At 47.0% G+C, this 24750-nt stretch carries 25 protein-coding genes; 21 read left to right on the top strand and 4 right to left on the bottom strand.

The genetic code is table 11. The features are described from left to right. The 3 genes from HT574_RS16220 to HT574_RS16210 all read left to right on the top strand — a co-directional run bounded on the left by HT574_RS16220 (window position 1) and on the right by HT574_RS16210 (window position 1778). Window positions 1-963: a glycosyltransferase family 2 protein gene (locus tag HT574_RS16220; protein WP_175245404.1), complete on the top strand. Its 963-nt coding sequence runs from the start codon at window positions 1-3 to the stop codon at window positions 961-963. Beyond that, complete coding sequence (locus HT574_RS16215; RefSeq protein ID WP_175245403.1) at window positions 935-1357, top strand: GtrA family protein; 423 nt, start codon at window positions 935-937, stop codon at window positions 1355-1357. The genes HT574_RS16220 and HT574_RS16215 overlap by 29 nt, the downstream gene beginning before the upstream one ends. Before the next feature lie 205 nt (window positions 1358-1562). Continuing rightward, window positions 1563-1778 carry a hypothetical protein gene (locus HT574_RS16210; protein ID WP_175245402.1) on the top strand — a complete coding sequence of 72 codons (216 nt, stop codon included), beginning with the start codon at window positions 1563-1565 and terminating at the stop codon, window positions 1776-1778. Here HT574_RS16210 and HT574_RS16205 read toward each other — a convergent pair. The 3 genes from HT574_RS16205 to HT574_RS16195 all read right to left on the bottom strand — a co-directional run bounded on the left by HT574_RS16205 (window position 1729) and on the right by HT574_RS16195 (window position 4974). Beyond that, entirely contained in the window at window positions 1729-2970 is a 1242-nt protein-coding gene (locus HT574_RS16205; RefSeq protein WP_175245401.1) for a glutamate-5-semialdehyde dehydrogenase, read from the bottom strand. The genes HT574_RS16210 and HT574_RS16205 overlap by 50 nt on opposite strands. Then, on the bottom strand, window positions 2967-4091 hold the full coding sequence (proB, locus tag HT574_RS16200; RefSeq protein WP_175245400.1) for a glutamate 5-kinase: 1125 nt from the start codon (window positions 4089-4091) through the stop codon (window positions 2967-2969). The genes HT574_RS16205 and proB overlap by 4 nt, the downstream gene beginning before the upstream one ends. Before the next feature lie 325 nt (window positions 4092-4416). Continuing rightward, window positions 4417-4974, bottom strand: a complete 558-nt coding sequence (locus tag HT574_RS16195; RefSeq protein WP_175245399.1) for a VanZ family protein — start codon at window positions 4972-4974, stop codon at window positions 4417-4419. A 188-nt stretch (window positions 4975-5162) separates the two neighbouring features. On the opposite strand from HT574_RS16195, the gene ilvD reads away from it, so the two are divergent. From ilvD to paaX, 17 genes are all read left to right on the top strand, one after another. Next, window positions 5163-6854: a dihydroxy-acid dehydratase gene (gene ilvD, locus HT574_RS16190; protein ID WP_375154129.1), complete on the top strand. Its 1692-nt coding sequence runs from the start codon at window positions 5163-5165 to the stop codon at window positions 6852-6854. A 619-nt stretch (window positions 6855-7473) separates the two neighbouring features. Continuing rightward, the gene (locus HT574_RS16185; RefSeq protein WP_175245397.1) at window positions 7474-8625 is read left to right on the top strand and encodes an iron-containing alcohol dehydrogenase; all 1152 of its coding nucleotides are present in this window, start codon (window positions 7474-7476) and stop codon (window positions 8623-8625) included. A gap of 24 nt (window positions 8626-8649) precedes the next feature. Beyond that, window positions 8650-10119 (top strand): aldehyde dehydrogenase family protein, encoded by a 1470-nt coding sequence (locus HT574_RS16180; protein WP_017436002.1) that lies wholly within the window; start codon window positions 8650-8652, stop codon window positions 10117-10119. Between the two features lie 333 nt (window positions 10120-10452). Then, the gene (gene paaI, locus HT574_RS16175; protein ID WP_175245396.1) at window positions 10453-10854 is read left to right on the top strand and encodes a hydroxyphenylacetyl-CoA thioesterase PaaI; all 402 of its coding nucleotides are present in this window, start codon (window positions 10453-10455) and stop codon (window positions 10852-10854) included. Between the two features lie 578 nt (window positions 10855-11432). Further along, window positions 11433-12758, top strand: coding sequence for a phenylacetate--CoA ligase PaaK (paaK, locus tag HT574_RS16170; protein ID WP_175245395.1), 1326 nt, complete (start codon window positions 11433-11435; stop codon window positions 12756-12758). A gap of 91 nt (window positions 12759-12849) precedes the next feature. Beyond that, a complete protein-coding gene (gene paaA / locus HT574_RS16165; protein WP_175245394.1) occupies window positions 12850-13818 on the top strand; it encodes a 1,2-phenylacetyl-CoA epoxidase subunit PaaA in 969 nt (322 codons plus the stop codon). A 19-nt stretch (window positions 13819-13837) separates the two neighbouring features. Then, complete coding sequence (gene paaB / locus HT574_RS16160) at window positions 13838-14191, top strand: 1,2-phenylacetyl-CoA epoxidase subunit PaaB (protein WP_017435998.1); 354 nt, start codon at window positions 13838-13840, stop codon at window positions 14189-14191. Beyond that, window positions 14167-15009, top strand: coding sequence for a 1,2-phenylacetyl-CoA epoxidase subunit PaaC (gene paaC / locus HT574_RS16155; RefSeq protein ID WP_175245393.1), 843 nt, complete (start codon window positions 14167-14169; stop codon window positions 15007-15009). The genes paaB and paaC overlap by 25 nt, the downstream gene beginning before the upstream one ends. A gap of 30 nt (window positions 15010-15039) precedes the next feature. Continuing rightward, the gene (gene paaD / locus HT574_RS16150) at window positions 15040-15534 is read left to right on the top strand and encodes a 1,2-phenylacetyl-CoA epoxidase subunit PaaD (RefSeq protein WP_175245392.1); all 495 of its coding nucleotides are present in this window, start codon (window positions 15040-15042) and stop codon (window positions 15532-15534) included. 31 nt (window positions 15535-15565) lie between these two features. Continuing rightward, window positions 15566-15877 carry an EthD family reductase gene (locus tag HT574_RS16145; RefSeq protein WP_017435995.1) on the top strand — a complete coding sequence of 104 codons (312 nt, stop codon included), beginning with the start codon at window positions 15566-15568 and terminating at the stop codon, window positions 15875-15877. Further along, on the top strand, window positions 15870-16646 hold the full coding sequence (locus HT574_RS16140; RefSeq protein ID WP_042409885.1) for an enoyl-CoA hydratase/isomerase family protein: 777 nt from the start codon (window positions 15870-15872) through the stop codon (window positions 16644-16646). Before HT574_RS16145 ends, HT574_RS16140 begins: the two co-directional genes overlap by 8 nt. Window positions 16647-16661: 15 nt before the next feature. Further along, window positions 16662-17435 carry an enoyl-CoA hydratase-related protein gene (locus HT574_RS16135; RefSeq protein WP_175245391.1) on the top strand — a complete coding sequence of 258 codons (774 nt, stop codon included), beginning with the start codon at window positions 16662-16664 and terminating at the stop codon, window positions 17433-17435. A gap of 21 nt (window positions 17436-17456) precedes the next feature. Further along, entirely contained in the window at window positions 17457-18974 is a 1518-nt protein-coding gene (locus tag HT574_RS16130) for an aldehyde dehydrogenase family protein (protein ID WP_042409883.1), read from the top strand. A 93-nt stretch (window positions 18975-19067) separates the two neighbouring features. Beyond that, window positions 19068-19946 carry a 3-hydroxyacyl-CoA dehydrogenase gene (locus HT574_RS16125; RefSeq protein ID WP_042409881.1) on the top strand — a complete coding sequence of 293 codons (879 nt, stop codon included), beginning with the start codon at window positions 19068-19070 and terminating at the stop codon, window positions 19944-19946. Next, window positions 19940-21148, top strand: a complete 1209-nt coding sequence (pcaF, locus tag HT574_RS16120) for a 3-oxoadipyl-CoA thiolase (protein WP_175245390.1) — start codon at window positions 19940-19942, stop codon at window positions 21146-21148. The genes HT574_RS16125 and pcaF overlap by 7 nt, the downstream gene beginning before the upstream one ends. 13 nt (window positions 21149-21161) lie before the next feature. Continuing rightward, entirely contained in the window at window positions 21162-21950 is a 789-nt protein-coding gene (locus tag HT574_RS16115; protein WP_017435989.1) for an enoyl-CoA hydratase-related protein, read from the top strand. A gap of 131 nt (window positions 21951-22081) precedes the next feature. Continuing rightward, a complete protein-coding gene (paaX, locus tag HT574_RS16110) occupies window positions 22082-22957 on the top strand; it encodes a phenylacetic acid degradation operon negative regulatory protein PaaX (RefSeq protein WP_175245447.1) in 876 nt (291 codons plus the stop codon). 61 nt (window positions 22958-23018) lie between these two features. Here the strand turns inward: paaX and HT574_RS16105 are convergent, their stop codons facing one another. Next, window positions 23019-23543, bottom strand: coding sequence for a gamma carbonic anhydrase family protein (locus tag HT574_RS16105; protein ID WP_175245389.1), 525 nt, complete (start codon window positions 23541-23543; stop codon window positions 23019-23021). A gap of 68 nt (window positions 23544-23611) precedes the next feature. Here HT574_RS16105 and HT574_RS16100 point away from each other — a divergent pair, with 68 nt between their 5' ends. After that, the gene (locus HT574_RS16100) at window positions 23612-24565 is read left to right on the top strand and encodes an NAD(P)H-dependent flavin oxidoreductase (protein ID WP_175245388.1); all 954 of its coding nucleotides are present in this window, start codon (window positions 23612-23614) and stop codon (window positions 24563-24565) included. Window positions 24566-24750 lie beyond the last annotated feature (185 nt).

The raw sequence follows: 24750 nt of genomic DNA, 5'->3' as shown, positions 1-24750 counted from the left end.
ATGGTAAAATATTCCGTGGTGATTCCGGTCTATAATGAGGCGCTTGTCATTCGCGAAACGTACCGCCGGCTAAAGCGCGTGATGGAACAAACCGATGGGCCGTATGAACTGTTGTTTGTCAACGACGGCAGCGAAGATGAAACCATGGACATTTTAAAAGAACTTGCCGTGAAAGACGAAACGGTCAAATATGTAGATTTTTCCCGCAACTTTGGCCACCAAATCGCGATTACGGCTGGAATGGATTATGCGGCGGGAAAAGCGATCGTCATTATTGACGCCGATTTGCAAGATCCGCCTGAATTAATTTTAGACATGATTGACAAATGGAAAGAAGGGTATGACGTTGTTTATGCGAAGCGCGTGAAACGAAAAGGAGAAACGATGTTTAAAAAGTTTACCGCCTATCTGTTTTACCGGGTGCTGCGGGCGGCGACCGAAATCGATATTCCTGTTGATACCGGCGATTTCCGTCTTATTGACCGGAAAGTGCGCGATCAGTTAGTCTATATGAGAGAGCGGAGCCGCTTTGTCCGTGGGCTCGTAAGCTGGGTCGGATTCAAGCAGACAGCCGTGGAATATGAGCGGGAGGAGCGGTTTGCCGGGGAGACGAAGTATCCGCTCAAGAAAATGATTCGCTTTTCGCTCGACGGAATCACTTCGTTTTCGTATAAACCATTGAAGTTCGCCAGTTTGTTAGGCTTTTTCCTTTCTGCCTCAAGCGTGCTTGGCATCATCATCACTTTATATTTAAAGCTATTTACGCATTCGACGGTGGCGGGATGGGCGTCGCTTTTCATGGCGACCTTATTGTGCAACGGCGTTATGTTTATGATGCTTGGCGTGATGGGGGAATATATCGGTCGTATCTATGATGAAGTAAAGCAGCGCCCGCTATATATCGTCAAAGATACATGGGGAGTCGGAACAAAATATGAAAAAGTACCGTTTTATATGGAATGAACGAGAAAACATGCGAACGTTATGGCGCTTTTGCCTTGTCGGGGTCGGAAATACGCTCGTGGACTTTATTGTCTTTTTTCTTCTTACCTCGTTTGGTGTTTCCGCGCTATTGGCGCAAGTATGCTCTTATACCGCCGGCGTGGTCAACAGCTATGTATGGAACCGAATGTGGACGTTTCAAGTGAAACAAAAAGCCAACATCGGAGAGTTTTTGCGTTTTATGATCGTCAATGTGCTGTCGCTGGCGGTGACGCTTCTTCTGCTCTTTCTCTGCCGGGACGTTGGGCACTGGCCGCTGTTTGCCGGAAAACTGATCGCGACGTTGGGAGGCATTGCCGTCAATTTTGCCGGCAGCCGCTTTTGGGTGTTTGCCTCGAAACCGTCCCATTCCTAACATGGGTGTACAGAGTTTCTCGTACATCTATGTTCTATTAGTTAGGCGTTTGATATTCCGAATCGGATGAACAAAGAACAAAAAGGAAAAGCACCATGCAAATGTATTTTTTTTTGGGAAAAATATATGTGGTTACTTGTCCGGATACCATTAGCGGCGCATTCGTGATCAAGAAAAACTGGCGGGAATGATGGGGAAATATAATATGATCGTTGGTATTGCCGCAGCGGCTGGAAGTATGATTGATCATCCTGATACGATGGTTATTTTCCCGCTTGCCGTCATTGGGCATGTGGCCTTGCGGCTTATGCGAACGTCAAAATGGCAGAGTCAAAGCCGAATCCATCGCGTTGGATTCGGCTTTTTCCGTGTTAAGAGCGGATTTGTCCCGTGCCGTAGACGAGCGATTTGGTCGTCGTGATCGCGCGCAATCCCATCGGGCCGCGGGCGTGGAGCTTCTGTGTGCTAATGCCGATTTCCGCTCCGTAGCCAAACTGTTCGCCGTCGGTGAAGCGGGTTGAGGCGTTATGGTAAAGCACGGCGGCGTCAATCGCTTGGAAAAAGAAGCGGACGTTGTCGTTTTGTTCGGAAATAATCGCTTCCGAATGCTTCGTGCCGTAACGGTTAATATGGTCGACCGCTTCTTTGACGTCTTGCACGAGTTTAACGGCTAAAATCGGCGCCAAATATTCGGTGCTCCAGTCGGCTTCGGTAGCCTGCTGGATAAAGGAATACGATGAAGCAAGTCGCGAATCGCCGCGCAGCTCGACGCCGCGCGCATGAAGCGTTTCGATGAGTTCGCTGATATACGGCCAGTTTTGATGGATTAACACCGTTTCCACCGCATTACAAACGGATGGACGCTGCAATTTCGCGTTCAATACAATATCGATTGCCATTTGTTTTTGTGCTGATTCATCGATAAAAATATGGCAGTTGCCGACACCGGTCTCCAGCACCGGAACGGTGGCGTTTTCGATGACGGAGCGAATCAGCCCTGCCCCGCCGCGCGGAATTAATACGTCTAAGTAGCCGTTTAAACGAAACATTTGCTGGGCCACCTCCCGGCTGGTGTCTTCAAGAAGCTGGATGGCATCGGCAGGGACGGCAGTATCGTGAAGCGCCTCTTTCATGACGTAAACGAGCGATTTGTTCGAATGAAGCGCAGAGGAGCTGCCGCGCAATAAGACGGCGTTTCCCGTTTTTAGGCAAAGGCTGGCGGCATCGACGGTGACGTTTGGCCGCGCTTCGTACACCATGCCGATGACGCCAAGCGGCACGCGCACCGTTTGAATGCGCAGGCCATTTGGCCGCGTCCATTCTTCGACGATTTCGCCGATTGGATCAGGAAGCCCCGCAACTTGGCGGACGCCGTCGACGATTTGGTCGATTCGTTCGTTGGTTAGCTGCAACCGGTCGATTAAGGCAGGAGAAAGTCCTTGTTCTTTTCCGAGCGCAACGTCTTTTTCGTTTTCTTGCAAAATCCATTCTTTTTGTTTTATCAGCGCTTCGGCGATGCGTGCTAACGCTTCGTTTTTTTCTTCCGCTGACAGGAGGGCTAACGTTTTCGCTGCTTGTTGCAGCCGCTTGGCTTTGGTAAGCAATTCGTTCATTTGATAACACTCTCCTTTCGTAATGATACCCAATTATCGCGGTGGATCACTTCAGGGCGATGGTTAATCGAATATTTTCTTGCCTCATTGCTGGCAAGGCCTTTGACTTGTTCTAAATCGCCAGAGGAGTAATACACTTGGCCGTGGCCGATGACGGCTCCTTTTCGGTTGACGACTTCAACGACATCCATGGCGGAAAACGTGCCATACACGGCGGTAACACCGGCGGGCAGCAAGCTTTTTCCACGCTGCAATAGGGCGGTTTCCGCTCCTTCGTCAATTTCGATTTTCCCAGCCACAGGTGCGTGATAAGCAATCCATTGCTTGCGCATTTGCATATGTCCGTGGAACGGTGAACCGATATACGTCCCATCTCCTTTTCCTTCCAAAATGTCGAAAAGTTTTTCTTTCCCTGTACCCGTTCCGACAAACACGCTTACCCCAAACGATAACGCTTTTTGCGCGGCGAGAAGCTTTGATTTCATGCCGCCGGTTCCGACCGCAGAGCCGCTGCCGCCCGCCGCTTCAATCATTTCATCGGTAATATTCGGAAGAAACGCGTATTTTTTCGCTTTTGGATTTGTTCTCGGATTATCATCATACAACCCGTTAATATCGGTTAAGATAATGAGCGCATCCGCGTGCAAAAAGCCGCTGACAAGGGCGGAAAGCATATCGTTGTCGCCAAATGTCAATTCCTCGACGGACACGGAGTCGTTTTCGTTAATGATCGGCAAAACTCCGCATTCCAGCAATGTGGTGATGGTGGAAAATAAATTATGAAACCGTTCGCGGCTATAAAAGTCTTCTCTTGTTAATAAAATTTGTCCGGTCGTAATACCGAACTGTTTAAACGCGGAAATATAGCCTTGCATCAGCAGCCCTTGCCCGACTGCCGCCGCTGCTTGTTTTCCCGCGGTGGTCGTTGGTCGGGACGGATAGCCGAGCGGTCCAAATCCGGCAGCGACCGCACCCGATGTAATCAAAATGACTTCGTGGCCTAATTGTTTCATATAGGCGATCGCTTCGACATGGTCGAAAAGTTTTTCGTGGCAAAGAACGCCTTTCGCATCCGTTAATGAACTGCTTCCGATTTTCACGACGACTCGCTGCTTTTTCATACGTATCCTCCTTTCTGCCTGCTAATAAAAAACGCTTTTTCCTTCCTTGTAAAAGGACGGAAAAAGCGTTCCGCGGTACCACCTTTTTTGGCGCGACATGCGCCCACCTCTTGGCCCGTAACGAGGGCGGACGGCTTATGTTTGCATAAGCGGCCTTTGTAGGGCAGGTTCAATCGACTTCCCGTGAGGAACCTTCCAGCCTACGAGTTCCACTCTCTTGCACGTTCCATCGATTTACTAGTCCCGTACCGTTTTCCGTATCAACGATTTGTTAGAAATTATCCATACAAATCAGCAGATTGTCAAGGGGTTTTTCTTCACTTTGTTATTTGCTAGAGTAATTGCTTTGTTTAGCGCGTGACGGCTTTGCCATCAGCTGGTCTAATAGGCGAAACAATAACACTCCGATTGCTGTTCCGAACGTGTTTAAAAGAATGTCATCGATATCAAACGAGCGAAACGGAACGAAAAACAATTGGACGATCTCAATGCATAAGGAAAGAAGAAATCCAACGATAACGATGGTTTTCGGCCGAAGGGTAGAAGAATAGCAAGAAGCAAAAAAACCAAACGGTATAAACAACGCAATATTACCGCCAATGTTTCGCACGGGAACGAGCCAATAAAAATGGTGAAGCGACTGCCGGATGCTCGCAAATGGAATGAGATTGATGCCGACATACGTTTCCCTTTGCAAGTGCGGATATGCATAAAACGGAAATGGGAAAATCGTTACACTATATGTAAATGCGAGGGAAAAAGCGAATAATCCATGGATGGTTTCGTGTTTGATAGAAAAAGTCCGTTTCCATATGTACACAATACCGCGAAATAATGCCCAAATGACCACAAACCCAATCAATGGCACAGCAAAATCGAACATAATAAACTCTCCCTCTATTTCCATTATACTGGAATTGTAATATATGATCTTGCAATAATTCAAGCAGTTTCCAATTTTGACAAAATGATAGATGAAAGCGATGATTGCTTTTATCGAAATAAATGTAATTGTCATTTTATTTAAAAAAATGGTACAATACTAAAAACATCGAGCCTACAAAACTGCTAATGGAGGGATTCAGATTGAGAGAACTTCGCAGCAATATGATCAAAAAAGGATTTGACCGGGCGCCGCACCGCAGTTTGCTGCGCGCGGCAGGAGTAAAGGAAGAAGATTTTGACAAGCCGTTTATCGCCGTGGTGAACTCGTATATTGATATTATTCCGGGACACGTTCATTTACAGGAGTTCGGGAAACTTGTCAAAGAAGCGATTCGCGAAGCGGGCGGGGTTCCGTTTGAAATGAATACGATCGGCGTGGATGACGGAATCGCGATGGGGCATATCGGCATGCGCTATTCGCTGCCAAGCCGCGAACTTATCGCCGATTCGATCGAAACGGTCATTTCTGCCCATTGGTTTGACGGAATGGTATGCATCCCAAACTGTGACAAAATTACACCGGGTATGATGATGGCAGCGATGCGGCTAAACATCCCGACGATTTTCGTCAGCGGCGGACCGATGAAGGCGGGCGTGACGAGCGATGGGCGCAAAATTTCGCTTTCTTCCGTATTTGAAGGGGTCGGCGCCTATCAGGCAGGGAAAATTGATGAAAAAGGATTGCTGGAATTAGAAAAATACGGCTGTCCGACGTGCGGCTCCTGTTCGGGAATGTTTACGGCGAACTCGATGAACTGCTTGGCGGAAGCGTTAGGGCTTGCGTTGCCAGGAAACGGCACGATTTTAGCGGTAGATCCGGCCCGGAAAGAATTGGTCCGCCAAGCGGCCAAACAATTGATGTATTTGATCGAGCATGACATTAAACCGCGTGATATTGTCACAGAAAAAGCGATTGACAACGCGTTTGCGCTTGATATGGCGCTTGGCGGCTCGACGAACACCGTATTACATACGCTGGCGATTGCGAACGAAGCAGGCATCAACTATTCGCTCGAACGAATTAACGAAATCGCCGCGCGCGTGCCGCATCTTGCCAAACTGGCGCCAGCTTCCGATGTGCATATTGAAGATTTGCACGAAGCGGGCGGCGTATCGGCCGTATTACATGAATTAGCGAAAAAAGAAGGAACGCTGCATCTCGATACGTTGACCGTGACCGGAAAGACGCTTGGGGAAAACATTGCCGGCTGTGAAGTCAAAGACTATAACGTCATCCGCCCAATTGACAATCCGTATTCCGAAACAGGCGGACTTGCCGTATTGTTCGGCAATCTCGCTCCGGATGGCGCGATCATTAAAACAGGCGGCGTGCAAGACGGCATTACGCGCCACGAAGGGCCGGCGATCGTATTTGATTCGCAAGAAGAGGCGCTCGAAGGGATCGCAAGCGGGAAAGTAAAACCAGGCCATGTCGTCGTCATCCGCTATGAAGGGCCAAAAGGCGGACCGGGAATGCCGGAAATGCTCGCGCCAACTTCGCAAATCGTCGGCATGGGGCTTGGCACGAAAGTCGCGCTCGTGACGGACGGACGGTTCTCGGGGGCCTCGCGCGGTTTATCCGTTGGCCACGTTTCTCCGGAAGCGGCGGAAGGCGGCCCGATTGCCTTTATCGAAGACGGGGACATCATTGAAATCGACATTACGAACAGAACGATTAACGTGAAGCTTTCGGACGAAGAATGGGAAAAACGGAAAGCAAACTGGAAAGGGTTTGAACCAAAAGTGAAAACCGGTTATCTCGCGCGCTACTCGAAGCTCGTTACTTCCGCAAGCACGGGCGGGATTATGAAAATTTAATAGTCTTGTCCAAAGGCCTGTTCAACGGTTTTGCGACCGAAGTGAACAGGTCTTTTTATTGAAAAATAAAAAGACAGTGCCTAAAACTATACGCGATAGAAGTATAGCAGGGATATTAGATTAATAATCCCAATAAAAAAGATATTTGCATGTTCTTCAATTTAGAAAAGGATGATTATTTTTCTTTTTCACGTAAAGGTAAAGGAATAATTGACAATTTTGAATATTAATGCTATTTTTAGTTTGTATATAATGATAAATACATATAACGTTTTATAAACGTAATATATATTTACGATTTTTTGATTAAGGATTATGTGTTATAGAAACAAGAAGGAGGAAAAATGATTTTACATTACATTGATACATCTGCAAGAAATGAAGGTATTGAGCTGTAAATTAAATACTATTTGTTAATTTTATCAATTGCAATATGTTGTTGCTAATATGGTAGGATTCCATGTTGATATAAATATATATTTATATGGTATATTTTTTGAATTTTTAAATAAAAGGAGGCGGAATTTTTTGAATTATGTAATTTTAATACATTATGGATCTTAATGATGGAATACTATTTGCGAATAAAAGAACAAGAAACATTAAAGGAGGTTTTTATATGCAATTTCAATTTGGAATCCCAAGCCAAGCAATATTTGGGGAGGGAAGTATTCAAAAACTTCCAGAAGTTTTAGCGCAATTTGACGCGAAAAAGATCCTATTAGTGTATGATAGCGGTGTGAAAGCAGCAGGTATTATAGATCATGTTCATCATCTATTAAGTAATGTGGAAGCGGATGTTGTTGTTTTTGATAAAGTACTTCCAAATCCACCAGATACCATCGTGGAAGAAGGGGCGAAATTAGCGAAAAATGAACAGGTGGATGCTATCGTTGCAGTTGGTGGCGGGAGCACAATTGATTGCGCCAAAGCTATCAATATTTTGCTAACAAACCCAAGGCCTATTCATCAATATGATGGATTAAACCTTGTAAAAAATCCGACAAAACCTCTCATTGCAGTTCCAACTACAGCAGGTACGGGCAGTGAAGTGACAGCATTTACTGTGATTACCGATACGACAGGTCTAAAAAAGATGGTTATTGGCGGGCAACATTGTGGGGCAACTATTGCTTTGCTAGATCCTGAACTAACTATTGGGCTTCCGCCTGCGGTTACAGCTGCCACTGGGATGGATGCTTTGACTCATGCTATTGAAGCGTACGTTTCAAAAGCCGCCTCCATTCCAAGTGATATTAATGCGTTAAAAGCGGTTGAACTTATTTTCCATAACCTTGAAGAAGCTTATAAAAATGGAACAAATAAAGAAGCCCGAACAAATATGCTTCTCGGAAGCATGTTGGCTGGATACGCTTTTAATTCTGCGGTGCTCGGATTAGTTCATGCGATTGCCCACCCGCTTAGCGTTCATTGCGGGTTAGCTCACGGTGTGGCGAACGCTTGCTGTTTGCCTTATGTAATGGAGTTTAATGCGGAATGCGAAAATGTTGCGAAAAAATACAAAGACATTGCTATTGCTATGGGGCTTAATGTACAAGGTTTATCTATTAAAGAATCTGCTCAATGTGCAATTGATGCGGTTAAAGAATTGTCTAAAAGAATCGATATTCCTACTTTACGGGAATTAGGTGTTAGAAAAGAACAATTTGATAGACTCGCAGAAGATACGTTAAAAGAAATTGCGATTTTATTTAATCCGCGAGAGGCAACAAAGGAAGATGTTTTACGTATTCTCGAAACCGCTTACTAAAGCTATGGGTAAAGGAGGAAAATGATGAAAAAGTATCAACTATTTATTGATGGAAAATGGGTAGATTCTGTTTCGGGGAAAACGTTTACGTCCATTAATCCGGCAACGAAAGAAATTAACGGAATCATCGCAGAAGGGGATGCAGCGGATGTTGATTTGGCGGTAAAAGCGGCCCGCAAAGCATTTGAATCGGGTCCATGGGCTTCGATGTCTCCAAGCGAACGCGGCCGGTTATTATATCGAGCTGCCCAAAAACTATGGGAGAATGTTGATTATTTAGCAGAAGTGGAATCAAATGACAACGGACTCACGATTAATGAGACAAAGCTGATCGCCATTCCAGCTGCCATTGATGTACTTGAATTTTACGCGGGAATGGCAAACAAAATTCAGGGGGATACGCTTGCGTCTCCGGCAAATCGTTTTAATTATACGCTCCGTGAGCCAGTTGGAGTAGTCGGTGCCATTGTTCCGTGGAATTTCCCGATCATGCTGACAATGTGGAAATTGGCGCCGGCACTGGCGGCAGGGAATACGATTGTGATCAAACCGGCAGAACAAACACCAATTAGTGTACTAGAATTAGCAAGATTGTTGCAGGAAGCCGGTATTCCAGACGGTGTCATTAATGTGGTGAACGGTTACGGCCCTACGGCAGGGGCTGCACTTGCTTCTCATCCAGATGTGGACAAAATCGCATTTACCGGTTCAACGGCAACAGGAAGGCTTATTATGCAGGCAGCAAGTAAACATTTAAAGCCGATTTCTCTGGAATTAGGAGGAAAATCCCCAAATATCGTGTTTGATGATGCTGATATTGATGCGGCAATTAGCGGGTCATTATTTGGCATTTACTTCGCGCAAGGGCAAGTGTGTGCGGCAGGTTCAAGGCTGTTTGTACAAGAAACTATTTACGACCGTTTCGTCGAAGAGTTTGCCCGCAAAGCAGAGTCAATCCGCGTCGGCCATCCGCTTGACCCGAATACACAGATGGGTCCGCAAGTATCCGAAGAGCAGTTAAATATCATTGAAAGGTATGTTCAAATTGGCAAGCAAGAAGGTGCCACACTTGTAACAGGAGGTAAGCGAAATGAAGAGTGTGGCAATGGATTCTATTATACTCCGACCGTATTTGCGGACGTTGACAACAATATGACGATAGCAAGGGAAGAAATCTTTGGTCCTGTTGTATCCATTATTCGTTTTAAAGACGAAGAAGATGTATTAAAAAAGGCAAACGAAAGTATTTACGGATTAGCTTCAGGTGTATGGACAACAAATTTAGTCCGCGCCCATCGAATGGCACGCGGATTGAAAGCGGGAACAGTGTATGTGAATACGTTTAGTATGCTAGACAGCGCCGCCCCATTTGGCGGAATGAAACAAAGCGGATTTGGACGTGAGCTTGGTATAGAAGCAATGAACATGTATACACAAACAAAACATGTGTGGGTGGATTTAAGTCAAGAGAAATTTAATTGGTATGGCTTATAAAATAACCATTACTCGTTTAAGGTCTTTCCATGTTCTTCGATTTAGGAAAGACCATTATTTTTGAAATTCTTCTTTTTCATGTAAAAGCAATAAAATAACGATTGACAATTTTTAATATTCTATATATTTTTGGTTTAAAAATAATATCTGCCTCGTTATAGAAACGTTATATCATATAACTTAATGTGTGATGATATCGTTTTCGTACTGATCAGAAGAAAAGCGGATATTGAAGCAGTTATCCTTTCAGAAATAAGAGAAAGTGATGCAGTACATCATCCATGAGGCCCAATGAAAAGAACTATTGATAAAAAAGTAATTAGGGGTGGGAAGATGGGCGGTTTGATGGAAAAAATGAAGGAAGATCCTTTTGCTAATTATTTAGGGATCACTATTGAAGATGTCGAAGAAGGATATGCCAAAGTATCAATGGAAGTAAAGGAACATTTGCTGAACTTTCACGGCAATACCAATGGAGGAGCTATTTTTTCTTTGGCTGACGTGGCTTTTGCTTGTGCTAGCAACTCTCATAATCAAGCGGCGGTTGGCATCGCGATGACCATGTATTATATGCAAGCCAGCGAAATAGGTGATAGATTGGTGGCGATCGCGCGCGAGGAAACAAAACCGAACCGTCTCGGGGTATATCGAATCGAGGTGTTGAATGACAAAGGAGAGTTAATTGCTTTGGCCGAAGGAATGGTATATCGGAAGAAAGACAAACTCGTTCCATAAACGACAAGGAAGGGAAAATGAACCCCAGTTCCGCAAAATGTTTAAAAGAAGCCAAGGTTTTTCCTGGAGCAGACAAGATGTCCAAATGATGGAAGGAAATACTAGGAAAGCGAACAGAGGTCGCTTCTAATTTCGCATCTTGGATACGATAATCAGACGTGCTCCAGCAGCCTGGTGCAGCACGGAATGTCACTCCATTTGGGGAGCAGGCAGAATCAGACGTTCCAATGAGATTGCTAAGTTGCGGTCTTTTCACGATATTTAATCGGGAAAAGGCCGTTTCGTTTTTCTTGAGAGCGACGGTGATTGTAAAAATGGATATGCTCTGCCTCCTACAACAGGGTTCGCCATTTTTAGGAGTGGCCATAAAAAATCTCCTCCCAAGCAGATTCCTAGTAACATCCTATCCAAGGGCCTCTTTTTTGCATAAAAGCAATAAAATAATAGTTGACAATTTAGAATATTAGCGATATTTTTAACTTGAGTATGATGATAAATATGTATTACGTTATATAAACGTGATATATATTTGATTTTTTAAAATATTAATGAAAGCGATTTAAAAAGGAGATGGGAGCATGATTTTGCATCGCATTGAAACGGCTTCGAGAGCGGAAATGGAAGCGTTGCAGCTTGAGAGGCTGCAACAAACGGTCAAGCGGGTATACGAGCATGTGACATTTTATCGCCAAAAGCTGGACGAAAATGGCGTAAAACCGGAGCATATTCGCACACTGGATGATGTGAAGAAGCTGCCGTTTACAACGAAAAAAGATTTGCGGGACCATTATCCGTTTGGGATGCTTGCCGTTAGAATCCAAGATTGCATCCGCGTTCACGCCTCGAGCGGAACGAGCGGAAAGCCGACGGTAGTGGCGTATACGAAAAACGACATTGACCATTGGGCAGATGTGGTGGCGCGCGCGATTACCATTGCTGGCGGAGAACCGGGGCATATTGTGCATAACGCCTACGGATACGGGCTGTTTACCGGCGGGCTTGGACTTCATTACGGAAGCGAACGGTTAGGCGCGGTAACCGTCCCGGTGTCGGGAGGAAATACGGACCGGCAAATCATGATCATTGAAGACTTCCAGCCAGATATTATTTGCGGTACTCCTTCCTATGTGCTAAACATCGCTGAACGGATGAAAGAGCTCGGCAAAGATCCGCGCAAAACATCGCTGAAATACGGAATTTTTGGAGCGGAACCGTGGTCGGAGGAAATGCGGAGAGCGTTGGAAGAGGAGTTTGCGATTAAAGCGTGCGATATTTATGGATTGAGCGAAGTCATCGGACCTGGCGTCGCCATGGAGTGCCATGAGGCACAAAACGGCCTGCATGTGGCGGAAGACCATTTCTTCGTCGAGGTGATCAATCCGAAAACATTGGAACCGGTCGAAGAAGGGGAAGAAGGAGAACTTGTCTTTACGAGTCTAACAAAAGAAGCGTTTCCAGTCATTCGCTATCGCACGGGTGACGTCGCTTCGATTACAAAAGAACGATGTATCTGTGGCCGGACGACAATCAGAATGTCAAGAATAAAAGGCCGTGTCGACGATATGCTCATCATCCGCGGCGTCAACGTCTTCCCGTCGGAAATTGAGCATCATTTATTGACGGTACCGGAACTTGCCCCTCATTATCAGCTGCATCTTTTCCGCAAAGGAACACTAGATGTCGTGGAGTTGCAAGTCGAAGTTTGTGACCGCTTCTATCAGGAAGTCGGCGGAAATCTTCACGATGAACGCGTTCATTCCTTAGTAAAGGAAATACAGTATCTGTTGAAAACGAATCTCCTTGTATCGATGGATGTTCATGTGCATCCGCCTAGATCGCTTCCTCGTTCGGAAGGGAAAGCGGTCCGTGTCGTAGACCGTCGCAAAGAAAAGGCATTATTATGAGAAAATTAATAATTTTATAGTTGCAATATTTATAACGTTATTTTATAATTACGTTAGAAAAACGTTATATAGAAATAGGAGGCAAAGAAAAATGCCTGTTGTCACATCGTTTAGGCGGTTATCGGAAGAGGAAAAGTATGAGCGGTTTATGCGAAGAATTGAAGCGGGGGAAAAAATTGAAGCGGACGATTGGATGCCGGAAGACTATCGCATGACGTTAATTAAGCTTATTGCGATGCATGCTATTAGCGAAATTATGGGAGCGCTTCCGGAGAAGGAATGGGTTCCGAAAGCTCCTTCGCTAAGAAGAAAGCTTGGCATTATGGCGAAAGTGCAGGATGAAATGGGGCATGGCCAGCTTCTGCTTCGCGTTGCCGAAGACTTAATGGCCCCGCTTGGAAAAACGCGCGAGGAAATTATGCAAGATTTGTTCAAAGGAGATTTAAAGTTTCATAACGTGTTCCATATGCCTGCGCCGACCTGGGCGGACGCCGGTTTAATCGGCTGGCTCGTCGACGGGGCAGCGATCATTACACAGACCAATATGCTTGATGCGTCTTACGGACCGTATGCGCGGGCGCTAAAGCGGATTTGTGCCGAAGAAGTGTTTCACGCCCAGCACGGCGAATCGATCATTTTGGCGCTTGCCGAAGGAACGAAGGAGCAGAAAGAGATGCTACAGGATGCATTAAATCGCTGGTGGGAAGCGCTGCTGATGTTCTTCGGTCCGGCAAGCTCGGAGACGACAGGTGCGTCCAAACAAGACATTACGATTAAATACCGCATTCGTACGAAAACAAATGAACAATTGCGCCAAGATTTCTTTACAAAATATGTGCCGCGCATTTTGGCGCTTGGGCTAAAGCTTCCAGATGAAACAATGCATTTTGATGAAAAGCAAGGAAAGTGGATTTACAAACAGCCGGATTGGAACAAATTTAAAGAAATCATCCGCAACAACGGGCCAAAATCAAAAGAGCGGCTTCGCCTTCGCGAATTATCTTACTACCATAATGCTTGGGTTCGTGAAGCGTTAAGCGGCCAATCAGCAGCAGTGTGAAAAGTGGAGGGATTTAGCAATGAGTGATGGCGCAAAAGGCTTTTATCAAGTGTTTGAGGTATTTAGCAGGAAAAATGACACGGCACCGCTCCAGCATCAATTTAGCCTGCTTGCCCCAAACCATGAAATCGCGCTGGTGATGGCGCAGGAAAATTTTATGCGGCGTGAGCCGGTGTCCGATATATGGGTCGTGAAACGCTCCGATATCCGCATGATGACGGAAGAAGAAAAAACATCGTTGCAGCGGCTCGATAATAAAGACTATCGTACTACAAAAGGGTACGGGTACTTGAAAAAGAAATGGCGTCAATACGAACAGCAAATGCTCGATGAAAAAGAGATTTTTTCATGGAAAGGCGAGATCAGGCGATGAAAATCACGAAACCAGAGGAACTTCATCAACATCCTGAATATAAAGAAGCGCTTGTCGAGCTGTTGTTCCAGCTTGCGGATGACGATTTTATCCTTTCTTACCGCGGTTCGGAATGGCTTGGACTTGCGCCGCATATTGAAGAAGATATCGCGTTTTCTTCCATCAATCAAGATACGATGGGACATGCGGCGATGTATTATCAACTGCTAGAAGACATTGGTATTGGAAAGGCGGATGATTTGGCGCACCAACGTCCATCGTCCGAACGCCGAAACGCAGTTTTGCTCGAGGAGGTAAACGGACCTGGTCATTATTTGCACGAGCCCCGCTATGATTGGGCGTTTGCGGTTGTTCGCCATTATTTTTACACGCAGGCGAAAAAAGTGCGCATCGACTCGTTGAAGCATAGTTCGTATGAACCACTCGCTCAAGTTGCTGTTAAAATCAATATGGAACTTTATTACCATCTCATGCATTGGAGAACATGGTTCATTCAGCTTACGAATGCTCAAGGAGAGGCCCGCGAACGTATGAAAAATGCGGTTGCGAAAGTATTTGAAGATTTTGGCGGCGTGCTGACGCTCGGAGCGAAAGGAGATAGAATGGTAGAATTTGGACTTATCGAAAGCGAAGAGACGCTAAAACAACGTTGGGCTCAAACGATGAAACCGGTTTTTGAAGAGGTAAACCTCGATTTGCCAAGCGAGTTTGGCATGAAACGAGGCAATGGACGAAATGGGGAACATACGGCAGATTTAGACGAAGCGATTATGACATTGTCGGAAGTATATCGCTTAGACCCTCTGACAGCGTGGTAATCTACAAGTTTCTCAGAAAGAAGGGGTAACATGACCTTCAATCTTGCGGTAGAAAGAATTATAGAAACATTAGATTCCGTCAAAGATCCTGAAATTGATTCGGTCAGTGTCATAGATTTAGGGATGGTCGAAGACGTTCAGGTGCAACACGGCAAAGTTACAGTCAAACTACTTCCGACATTTATTGGCTGCCCGGCACTCGATATTATTCGACAACGTGTCGAACAGACTCTTTTGCGGTTAGAAGGAATCGAGCGCGTTAATGTAGAATTTATCCGCCATCCACCATGGACATCTGACCGAATTACAGAGAAGGGACGGGAAAAGTTAAAAGAATTTGGCATCGCGCCGCCGCCGCGGCAAATCGGCCCAAACGGCGAGTGGCATGTTGAGTGCCCATATTGCGGATCCGCCTTGACGGTGATGGAAAACTTATTCGGTCCGACCGCCTGCCGCAGCATTTTTTACTGCAAGCAATGCAAAAATCCATTTGAAACGATGAAACCGGTTTCGACATGGATGTGAAAAAATTTAAATAGAAAAGGAGAAGAGGACAATGGTAAAAATGATTGCCCTTTACAAACAACCGCAAGATAAAGAAAAATTTGACGAGCATTATTTTCAGACACATGTGCCGATTACGGCGAAAATCCCAGGGCTTCGCAACATGAAAGTGACGAAAATTACCGGAACGCCGATGGGAGGGGAGAGTGAATATTACTTATTATGCGAAATGTACTATGACAGCTATGAGGCGTTTAAGGAAGCGATGAAGACGAGCGAAGCGAAAGCGTCCGCCAAAGACTTAATGTCCTTTGCCGGCGATATCGTCACATTGATGGTTGGCGAGGAAGTGGAAAATGACTAAGTTTGCCTATATCCGCACGCGTGTCGAAGACGAAATTGCCGTTGTCGAGCTCTATCGTCCCGATGTATTGAACGCATTAAACCGGCAGATGGTTACCGAAATTGTTTCCGCGCTAGAGGCGTATGACCGCAATGACGGGGTGCGCGTCATTGTCCTTACGGGAAGCGGGCGCGCGTTTGCGGCCGGAGCGGACATTGACGAGATGGCGGGCGATGATCCGATTAAACTCGAATTATTGAATCAATTTGCCGAATGGGACCGCCTCGCTCTCATTAAAAAGCCGATGATTGCCGCCGTCAACGGGTTTGCGTTAGGGGGAGGATTTGAGCTTGCCCTTAGCTGCGATTTGATTGTTGCTGCAGAGACGGCGGAATTTGGATTTCCGGAAGTCAATATCGGCGTGATGCCAGGCGCGGGAGGAACGCAGCGCCTGACGAAACTCATCGGCAAAACAAAAGCGCTCGAGTGGCTGTGGACCGGAGAGCGCATGTCGGCAAAGGAAGCGCATGCGCTAGGGATTGTCAATCGCGTCGTTGCCCCTGAGTTATTGCTTGAAGAAACGATGCGGTTGGCGCGAAAATTGGCCGCAAAACCTCCTTTATCGCTTCGCCTTATTAAGGAAGCCGTGAATAAGGCGGTCGATTACCCGCTCTATGAAGGTATGCAGTTTGAGCGGAAAAATTTCTATCTTCTTTTTGCCACCGAAGACCAAAAAGAGGGAATGGCGGCATTTATCGAAAAACGGGAGCCGCGTTTTCAGGGAAGATAAAGGAGGTGCTGTCGATTGTACGAAACGATTCATTATGAAGTGCGCGACCATATAGCATGGCTTACGCTAAACCGCCCTGATAAACTGAATGCGTTTACAGAACAAATGAACAAGGAAATTACGAAAGCACTGAAGCAAGCCGCTAATGATGAAAACGTTCGCTGCCTAGTGATTACTGGGGCAGGGCGAGCGTTTTGCTCGGGGGAAGATCTTGGCGGCGTGACAGAAGAGATGAACCACGGGGAAGTGTTAAGAACGCGTTATGCGCCGATGCTGAAAGCGCTCTACCATTTAGAAAAACCGGTTATTGCGGCGGTGAACGGCGTTGCCGCCGGCGCAGGAATGAGCTTGGCGCTCGCCTGCGATTTCCGGATTGTCTCGGAAAAAGCGAGCTTTGTTGAAGCGTTTATTCACGTTGGCCTCATTCCAGATGCGGGGAATTTGTACTATCTACCGCGCCTCATCGGCCACGCCAAAGCGCTTGAATTAGCCGTTTTGGGTGAAAAAATTTCTGCGCAAAAAGCGGCGGAGCTCGGGCTGGCGACCTCGGTCGTTTCGGAGGCAGCGTGGGAAGAAGAAGTGCAGCGCTTTGCCGAGCGGCTGGCCGCCATGCCGACGAAAGCGATCGGGTTGATCAAACGTTTGTTACGCGAGAGCTGGCATTGCACCTTTGAAGATTACTTGGAAAAAGAAGCATACGGCCAGCGTATTGCCGGACTGACCCAAGACCACCGAGAAGGCATTCGCGCTTTCTTCGAAAAACGCAAAGCCGTCTTTCAAGGAAAATAAGAAAGAAGGAGTGGAAGGAAAATGGCAACCGTAAAAGAAACAAAAATGGAAACACTCGCAACGAAACGGGATATGTATCATCTTATTATTAACGGGGAACGAGTTGAAAGCGCTTCGGGCGAAACGTTCATCACCTACAACCCAGCGACAGGCGAGCCGGTCGCAAAGGTAGCGAAAGGGACGAAAGAAGACGCGGAACGCGCGATCCAAGCAGCGCGCCAAGCGTTTGATCATGGCAAATGGCGCCATTTTCCTGTCAACAAACGGGCGCGTATTTTAAACAAAATTGCTTCGATTATGCGTTCTCGTTTTAACGAGCTGGTAGAATTAGAGATTTTAGATACAGGAAAAGCACTTTCCGCCGCACAGGGGCAAGTGATGCAGGCAATTGAAGACTTTGAATTTTACGCCAGCGCCATTGTCGGCCATCGCGGTACGGTCAACAACATGCCGGGTTCGTTCCATAACTTTACGGAAAAAGAGCCGGTCGGGGTATGTGCGCAAATTATCCCGTGGAACTATCCGCTTATGATGGCGGCGTGGAAAATCGCGCCGGCGATTGCGGCAGGCTGCTCCGTTGTCGTTAAACCAGCTTCGCTGACGCCGCTCACTTGTATTGTGCTGGCGGAAATTTGCCACGAAGCCGGCGTTCCGGAAGGTGTCGTCAACGTGGTTACCGGGTCTGGCTCGGAAGTCGGCAATTATTTAGTGGAACATCCGCTTGTCGACAAAGTCGCATTTACCGGTTCGACGCCGGTCGGGAAGGATATTATGGAAAAAGCGTCGAAAACATTAAAACGAGTCACCTTGGAACTTGGCGGCAAATCGCCGAACATCATCTTCGAGGATGCAGACATTGATGCAGCTGTTAACGGCTCATTATTCGGAATTTTCTATAATACCGGACAATCTTGTGAAGCGCGCTCCCGTTTGTACGTACATGAGAGCATTTACGATCAATTCATGGAAAAGTTTGTAGAAAAAACGAAAAAATTAAAGCTCGGCAACCCGTTTGATCAAGATACGCATGTCGGTGCCATTATTAGCCGCGAACAACTAGAAGTTATTGACAGCTATGTTAAATCTGCTATCGAAGAGGGAGCTACGATTGTCACTGGCGGGAAAGAAGCGAAAGTGGAAGGATTTGAAAACGGATTCTGGTACGAGCCGACGATTATTACGAATGTCAACCATGAAATGAAGGCGGTCAGAGAGGAAATTTTCGGCCCGGTTGTCGTTGTGATGAAATTTAACGATGAAAAAGAAGTCATTAAATTGGCTAATGACAGTGAATATGGTTTGGGATCGGCCATCTGGACGAAAGATCATGCACGCGCGATTCGCGTGGCGAAACAAATTCAAGCCGGCATTGTCATGATCAACAGCCCGTTCTCCGCGTTCCCAGGCACGCCGTTTGGCGGATATAAACAGTCCGGATTCGGGCGCGAGCTTTGCATCGAAACACTCGATTTATATACGGAAACGAAAAGCATTCTTTCTTATTACGGAAGCCGTCCGCTCAATCCGTTTGGCGTGTAAACAAAAAAATATGGCAGCATAGCACTCTATCCGGCAGGGTGGAGTGCTTATTTTCCATTGTCCAACATACATAACGATTAAGGAGGGATTTTTATGATTCATCGCATTGTTGTTGTTGGATCTGGTGTCATGGGGAGAGGAATTGCCTATGTCAGTGCGGTAGGAGGTTTTGAAACGATTCTTGTCGATGTGAAGGAAGAACAGCTAGAAAGCGCGAAACAAGAAATAGCCGCGATTTTTGTACAAGCCGTCTCCCGCGGCAAATTGACAGAAGCCGAGCGGCAGGAAGCGGAAGCGCGCCTGCGTTACTTCTTGGATTTAGCCGAGGCGGTGCGGGAAGCGGACTTAGTGATTGAAGCCGTCCCGGAAAAATTAGAGGTGAAAAAACAAGTGTTTGAGACGATCGACAAGCATGCGCCGGCGTCTTGCTATTTTGCGACGAATACATCGACGATGAGCCCAACGGAAATCGGCTCATTTACGAAGCGGCCGGAAAAAGTGATTGCGATGCACTTTTTTAATCCGGTCCACAAAATGAAGCTCGTCGAAATCATCCGCGGTTTAGAAACAAGCGATGATACAGTCAACGTTATTCAGCACGTCGCGGAAAAAATGGGCAAAGAAACAGTCGTCGTGAACGAGTTTCCGGGCTTTGTGACAAGCCGCATCAGCGCGTTAATCGGCAATGAAGCGTTTTACATGCTTCAAGAAGGAGTCGGAACGCCGGAACAGATTGACAAAGCGATTAAACTCGGCCTTAACTTTCCGATGGGTCCGTTTGAGCTCGCCGATTTGGTCGGGCTGGATACAAGGCTGAACAACTTAAAATATTTGCATGAAAAATTGGGAGAAAAATACCGCCCGGCTCCGCTCCTCGAGCAATACGTGAAAGCGGGACGGCTTGGCCGCAAAACAGGAAAAGGGGTATATGATTACACAAAGCAGGGAAACAAGGGGGATGAATCATGTTGAGAGAAGTCGTGATTGTCGATGCGGTGCGCACGCCAATAGGGAGATATAAAGGAGCGCTCAAAGACGTCCGTCCCGATGATTTGGCGGCAACGGTCATCCGCGCGCTCGTGGAGCGCAATCCGAGTCTTCCGGTCGAACAAATTGAAGATGTGGTGTTTGGCAACGCCAATCAGGCTGGAGAAGATAATCGCAACGTCGCGCGCATGGCGGCGCTGTTGGCTGGCTTGCCGATCGAAGTGGCGGGAACGACGGTAAACCGCTTATGCGGTTCCGGGCTCGATGCTGTCAATTATGCGGCGCGCGCGATTATGACAGGAGAGGCGGAAATCATGATCGCCGGCGGAACGGAAAGCATGACGCGAGCGCCGTTTGTCATGGCAAAGCCAAGCTCCGATTTTCCGCGCGGTAATATCGAAATGTTTGATACGACGATCGGATGGCGCTTTATCAATCCAAAAATGGAGGAAATGTATGGAACTGACAGCATGCCGCAGACGGCGGAAAATGTCGCGAAACGGTTCGGCATCACTCGGAAGGAGCAGGATGAATTTGCTTATGAAAGCCAAATGAAAGCGAAAAAGGCCATCGAAACGAACCGCTTTGCCGATGAATTAGTGCCGGTCGTCTACTATGACCGAAAAGGCAATCGCGTCGTCGTCGACAAAGATGAACATCCACGTCCGGATACGACACTTGAAAAGCTGGCCAAACTGCCGCCGCTGTTTGAAAACGGCACGGTGACAGCGGGAAATGCTTCCGGCGTCAACGACGGGGCAGCGGCGCTGCTACTAGTGAGCGCGGAAAAAGCAAAAGAGCTCGGGCTGAAACCACTCGTCAAATACGTCACGTCCGCCGTGGCGGGCGTAGAGCCGGCCGTGATGGGAATTGGCCCGGTTTTCGCGACAAGAAAAGCGCTTCGCCGCGCCGGACTGACAATCGATGACATTGGCCTTGTCGAATTGAACGAAGCGTTTGCCTCGCAATCGATCGAATGCATCCGCCAGCTGGAATTAGACCGCGCGAAAGTCAATGTCAACGGCGGCGCGATCGCCCTTGGACATCCGCTTGGTGCCAGCGGCGCCCGCATTTTGACGACGCTTATTTATGAAATGAAAAAACGAGACGTGAAATATGGGCTGGCGACGATGTGCATCGGCGTCGGACAAGGAATTGCCACGATCGTGGAAAATACGGAGGAATAAAGAGGGGAACGATATGAAAATGACAATGGCCAACGTATTGCTGGAAAAGAAAAACCATATCGGCTACGTGACATTGCACCGCCCGGAAGTGATGAACTGTTTCGATTACGCCACGCTATGCCAGCTTGGAGAAGCGGTTGAGCGCATTCATCTTGACCGCGACATTCGCGTTGTGATTTTTACTGGCGCGGGAGACAAAGCGTTCAGCGCTGGGGCGGATTTAAAAGAACGAAAGATGCTAAACGAAATGGAAGTGCGTCGCAACGTGAAAAAAATTCGCGATGTTTTCGATGCGGTGGCCAACTTGCCGCAGCCGACGATTGCCGCGGTAAATGGCTATGCTCTTGGTGGCGGATTTGAACTAATGCTTGCCTGTGATTTCAGAATCGCGGTGAAAGGAGCGGTCATGGGTTTAACGGAAGTGAGCTGGGCGATCATCCCGGGAGCTGGCGGAACGCAACGGCTTCCTAGGTTAATTGGCGAAGCGAGGGCGAAAGAGTTAATTTTAACAGCCCGTAAAATTACCGCCGAACAAGCTTATGAATACGGTCTGTTAACAAAAGTAGTAGAAAAAGAAAATTTAATGCCAAGCTGTGAAGCGTTGGCACACGAGATGATGCAAAATGGTCCGATTGCTTTGCAGCAAGCGAAGTACGCAATTCAACAAGGCATGAATGTCGATTTGCAGACAGGCCTTGCCATTGAAGCGAAAGCGTACGAATTAACGATTCCGACGAAAGATCGTTTAGAAGCGTTAGCTGCATTTAGTGAAAAGCGCAAACCACAATTTACAGGGGAGTGACTCATCGCCGAGCCTCCCTTTTTTTATCCAAAATAACAATTTAACGTTATTTTTTCGTTCGTCTTGCCAACGTTATAAAAATTTGCTACGATTATGTCTTGAAAACAAGATAAAGGGTGTCCACAATGAGCATGAATACGCGATCGATGATTTTTACGATTTATGGCGATTACATCCGCCATTACGGCAATGAAATTTGGATCGGCAGTTTAATCCGGCTGCTGAAAGAGTTTGGACATAACGACCAAGCGGTGCGCGCGGCGATTTCGCGCATGAGCAAACAAGGATGGGTCAAAGCGGAAAAACGCGGCAATAAAAGCTACTATTCGCTCACCGAACGTGGAGTGAAGCGAATGGAAGAAGCGGCAAAACGTATTTATAAAATCCGCCCCGAAAAATGGGACGGAAAGTGGCGCATTTTGGTGTATACAATTCCAGAAGAAAAGCGGAACGTTCGCGATGAATTGCGAAAAGAGCTCGTGTGGAGCGGATTTGGCACGATCTCAAACAGCTGCTGGATTTCGCCGAACAACTTAGAAAAACAAGTGTACGATCTGATCGATAAATATGAGATTGAACCGTACGTCGACTTTTTTATTGCCCAATATGACGGGCCGCATACGAACAAACTGTTAGTCGAGAAATGTTGGAATTTAGAAGAAATCAATCAAAAATATGAGGAGTTTATTTCCGTCTACAGCCAAAAATACATTATCGACAAACATAAAATCCAGCGCGGGGAAATGTCCGATGCTGAATGTTTTGTCGAGCGGACGAAGCTCGTGCATGAGTACCGCAAGTTTCTTTTTATCGACCCGGGCCTGCCGGAGGAGCTGCTGCCGAACGAATGGATGGGCAGCCATGCAGCGGCGCTGTTCAGCGACTATTACAAGGAATTGGCGGTGCCGGCGAGCCGCTTCTTCGAATCGGTATTTATGGAAGGAAATGAACTAAAGAAAAAAGATGAGGAGTACGACGTGTACGACCATCCTTTTATTGTGGATTGATGCTTTTTTGCGGAAAAGCAGAAACGCGCTGCCTCGTAAAAGCAGCGCGTTTGCTTTCCTTTCATTTGTGCTGGTTGGCTAGCAATTGACGGTACTCTTTTCCTTTTTGCACATACGTGTCAATCGATAGTTGAATCAAAGCCAAGTCTTTTTCCGTAATTTCGCGCACGACTTTGCCCGGTGACCCAACGACTAGAGAGCGCGGCGGGATTTTTTTGCCGGAAGGAATAAGCGTGTTGGCGCCAATGATGCATTCCTCGCCGATTTCCGCCCCGTCTAAAATCGTCGATCCCATACCGATAATCGACCGTTTGCGAATCGTGCAGCCGTGCAAAATCACATTATGTCCCACCGTCACTTCATCTTCGACAACAAGCGGCGACCCTTCGTATAAATGGCAGGTCGAGTTGTCCTGAATGCTGCAGCGCGCGCCAATGATAATCGGCGCTTCGTCCCCCCGCAAGACCGCGTTAAACCAAATCGTTGATTCTTTGCCAATCGTGACGTCCCCAATAATATGCGCCCCTGGGGCGATAAATACGGTTTCATCTACGGTTGGCGTTTTGCCTTTGTATGGATAAAGCATTCCCATCCTCCTCAAAGTATGATAAGGTTATGATAAGTATAACACAATTTTAACGGGGTGGGAATTTTATGAATGATATTTGTCGGCTTTTACAAATTCGTTATCCGATCATTCAAGGGGGAATGGGAAACATCAGCAACGCAAAACTGGCCAGCGCCGTGTCGGAGGCAGGCGGGCTGGGGACGGTCGGTGTTGGCACAATGCCGCCTGACGAAGTGGAAGAAATCATTGTTGAAACGAAGCGGCGCACCAACCGCCCGTTTGCTGTCAACATTCCGCTTCAAGTCACGCCATATTTGGAAGAAATGGTGTCGCTCGTATTGAAACATCGCGTTCCGGTTGTCTCGCTATCGGCGGGAAATCCGGCACCATGGATCCCCCGCTTTGCCGCGCAGGGGATAAAAGTCATTGTTGTCACCGCATCGGTCAAACAGGCGAAAAAAGCGGAAGCGGCAGGAGCGGACATCGTCGTTGCCGAAGGGTATGAAGCAGCGGGCATCAACTCTTCGTTGGAACTGACGACCATGACATTGATTCCGCAAATCGCCAGCGCGGTGAACATTCCCGTCGTCGCCGCCGGCGGAATTGGCGACGGAAGAGGACTGCTCGCCGCCCTCGCTCTCGGCGCGCAAGGGGTGCAGTTAGGAACGCGTTTGATTGCAACGAAGGACGCTCCATTTCATGAAGCGTACAAACAGCTGATTACGAATGCCAAAGATAACGAAACGGTGATTGTCGGCCGCACGGTCGGGCGTGTGCGGCGTATCATGCGCACGCCGTACGCCGAGAAATTACTCGAATATGAAAAACAAGGAATGCCGCCGGAACAGTTTCAAGAATATACGTCGGAAGACCGCCATCGCCGCGGGGCGCTTCATGGCGACTTCCACGAAGGGTTTGTCAACGCCGGGCAAATTGCTGGCTTGATCGACGATGTGCCGACAGTGGCGGAACTGTTCGAGCAAATGATGGCGGAAGCGAAGCAGCAGCTTGGAAAGCTTCGCGTTATTTTAGGAGAATGATATCGAGAGGGTGTCTGCGATAAGACGCCCTTCATTTTTTTACGATTATTATTTTTTTGAAAATTATTGACTTTATTCGCCGGCTATTGATAATATTTATTTAGTATAACGTTATTTTAACGTTATTAATGTTTTTTATAATAAAAAATGTAATCGCTTCCAAAATGTTTGCCAAACCAATTTTG

The sequence above is a fragment of the Parageobacillus sp. VR-IP genome (genome assembly GCF_013357975.1).
GTDB classification, from domain to species: Bacteria; Bacillota; Bacilli; order Bacillales; family Anoxybacillaceae; genus Saccharococcus; species Saccharococcus caldoxylosilyticus.
This window is presented reverse-complemented; position numbering and strand designations above follow the sequence as displayed.

Coding starts and splice junctions, on each gene's coding strand:
- HT574_RS16215 (WP_175245403.1), top strand. CDS start 935: ATGAAAAAGTACCGTTTTATATGGAATGAACGAGAAAACATGCGAACG.
- HT574_RS16115 (WP_017435989.1), top strand. CDS start 21,162: ATGAAAATGACAATGGCCAACGTATTGCTGGAAAAGAAAAACCATATC.
- paaX (WP_175245447.1), top strand. CDS start 22,082: ATGAATACGCGATCGATGATTTTTACGATTTATGGCGATTACATCCGC.
- HT574_RS16125 (WP_042409881.1), top strand. CDS start 19,068: ATGATTCATCGCATTGTTGTTGTTGGATCTGGTGTCATGGGGAGAGGA.
- paaA (WP_175245394.1), top strand. CDS start 12,850: ATGCCTGTTGTCACATCGTTTAGGCGGTTATCGGAAGAGGAAAAGTAT.
- HT574_RS16140 (WP_042409885.1), top strand. CDS start 15,870: ATGACTAAGTTTGCCTATATCCGCACGCGTGTCGAAGACGAAATTGCC.
- paaI (WP_175245396.1), top strand. CDS start 10,453: ATGGGCGGTTTGATGGAAAAAATGAAGGAAGATCCTTTTGCTAATTAT.
- HT574_RS16205 (WP_175245401.1), bottom strand. CDS start 2,970: ATGAACGAATTGCTTACCAAAGCCAAGCGGCTGCAACAAGCAGCGAAA.
- paaB (WP_017435998.1), top strand. CDS start 13,838: ATGAGTGATGGCGCAAAAGGCTTTTATCAAGTGTTTGAGGTATTTAGC.
- HT574_RS16180 (WP_017436002.1), top strand. CDS start 8,650: ATGAAAAAGTATCAACTATTTATTGATGGAAAATGGGTAGATTCTGTT.
- HT574_RS16185 (WP_175245397.1), top strand. CDS start 7,474: ATGCAATTTCAATTTGGAATCCCAAGCCAAGCAATATTTGGGGAGGGA.
- HT574_RS16195 (WP_175245399.1), bottom strand. CDS start 4,974: ATGTTCGATTTTGCTGTGCCATTGATTGGGTTTGTGGTCATTTGGGCA.
- paaD (WP_175245392.1), top strand. CDS start 15,040: ATGACCTTCAATCTTGCGGTAGAAAGAATTATAGAAACATTAGATTCC.
- HT574_RS16145 (WP_017435995.1), top strand. CDS start 15,566: ATGGTAAAAATGATTGCCCTTTACAAACAACCGCAAGATAAAGAAAAA.
- HT574_RS16210 (WP_175245402.1), top strand. CDS start 1,563: ATGATCGTTGGTATTGCCGCAGCGGCTGGAAGTATGATTGATCATCCT.
- proB (WP_175245400.1), bottom strand. CDS start 4,091: ATGAAAAAGCAGCGAGTCGTCGTGAAAATCGGAAGCAGTTCATTAACG.
- HT574_RS16100 (WP_175245388.1), top strand. CDS start 23,612: ATGAATGATATTTGTCGGCTTTTACAAATTCGTTATCCGATCATTCAA.
- HT574_RS16220 (WP_175245404.1), top strand. CDS start 1: ATGGTAAAATATTCCGTGGTGATTCCGGTCTATAATGAGGCGCTTGTC.
- HT574_RS16105 (WP_175245389.1), bottom strand. CDS start 23,543: ATGCTTTATCCATACAAAGGCAAAACGCCAACCGTAGATGAAACCGTA.
- pcaF (WP_175245390.1), top strand. CDS start 19,940: ATGTTGAGAGAAGTCGTGATTGTCGATGCGGTGCGCACGCCAATAGGG.
- HT574_RS16130 (WP_042409883.1), top strand. CDS start 17,457: ATGGCAACCGTAAAAGAAACAAAAATGGAAACACTCGCAACGAAACGG.
- paaC (WP_175245393.1), top strand. CDS start 14,167: ATGGAAAGGCGAGATCAGGCGATGAAAATCACGAAACCAGAGGAACTT.
- ilvD (WP_375154129.1), top strand. CDS start 5,163: ATGGAGGGATTCAGATTGAGAGAACTTCGCAGCAATATGATCAAAAAA.
- paaK (WP_175245395.1), top strand. CDS start 11,433: ATGATTTTGCATCGCATTGAAACGGCTTCGAGAGCGGAAATGGAAGCG.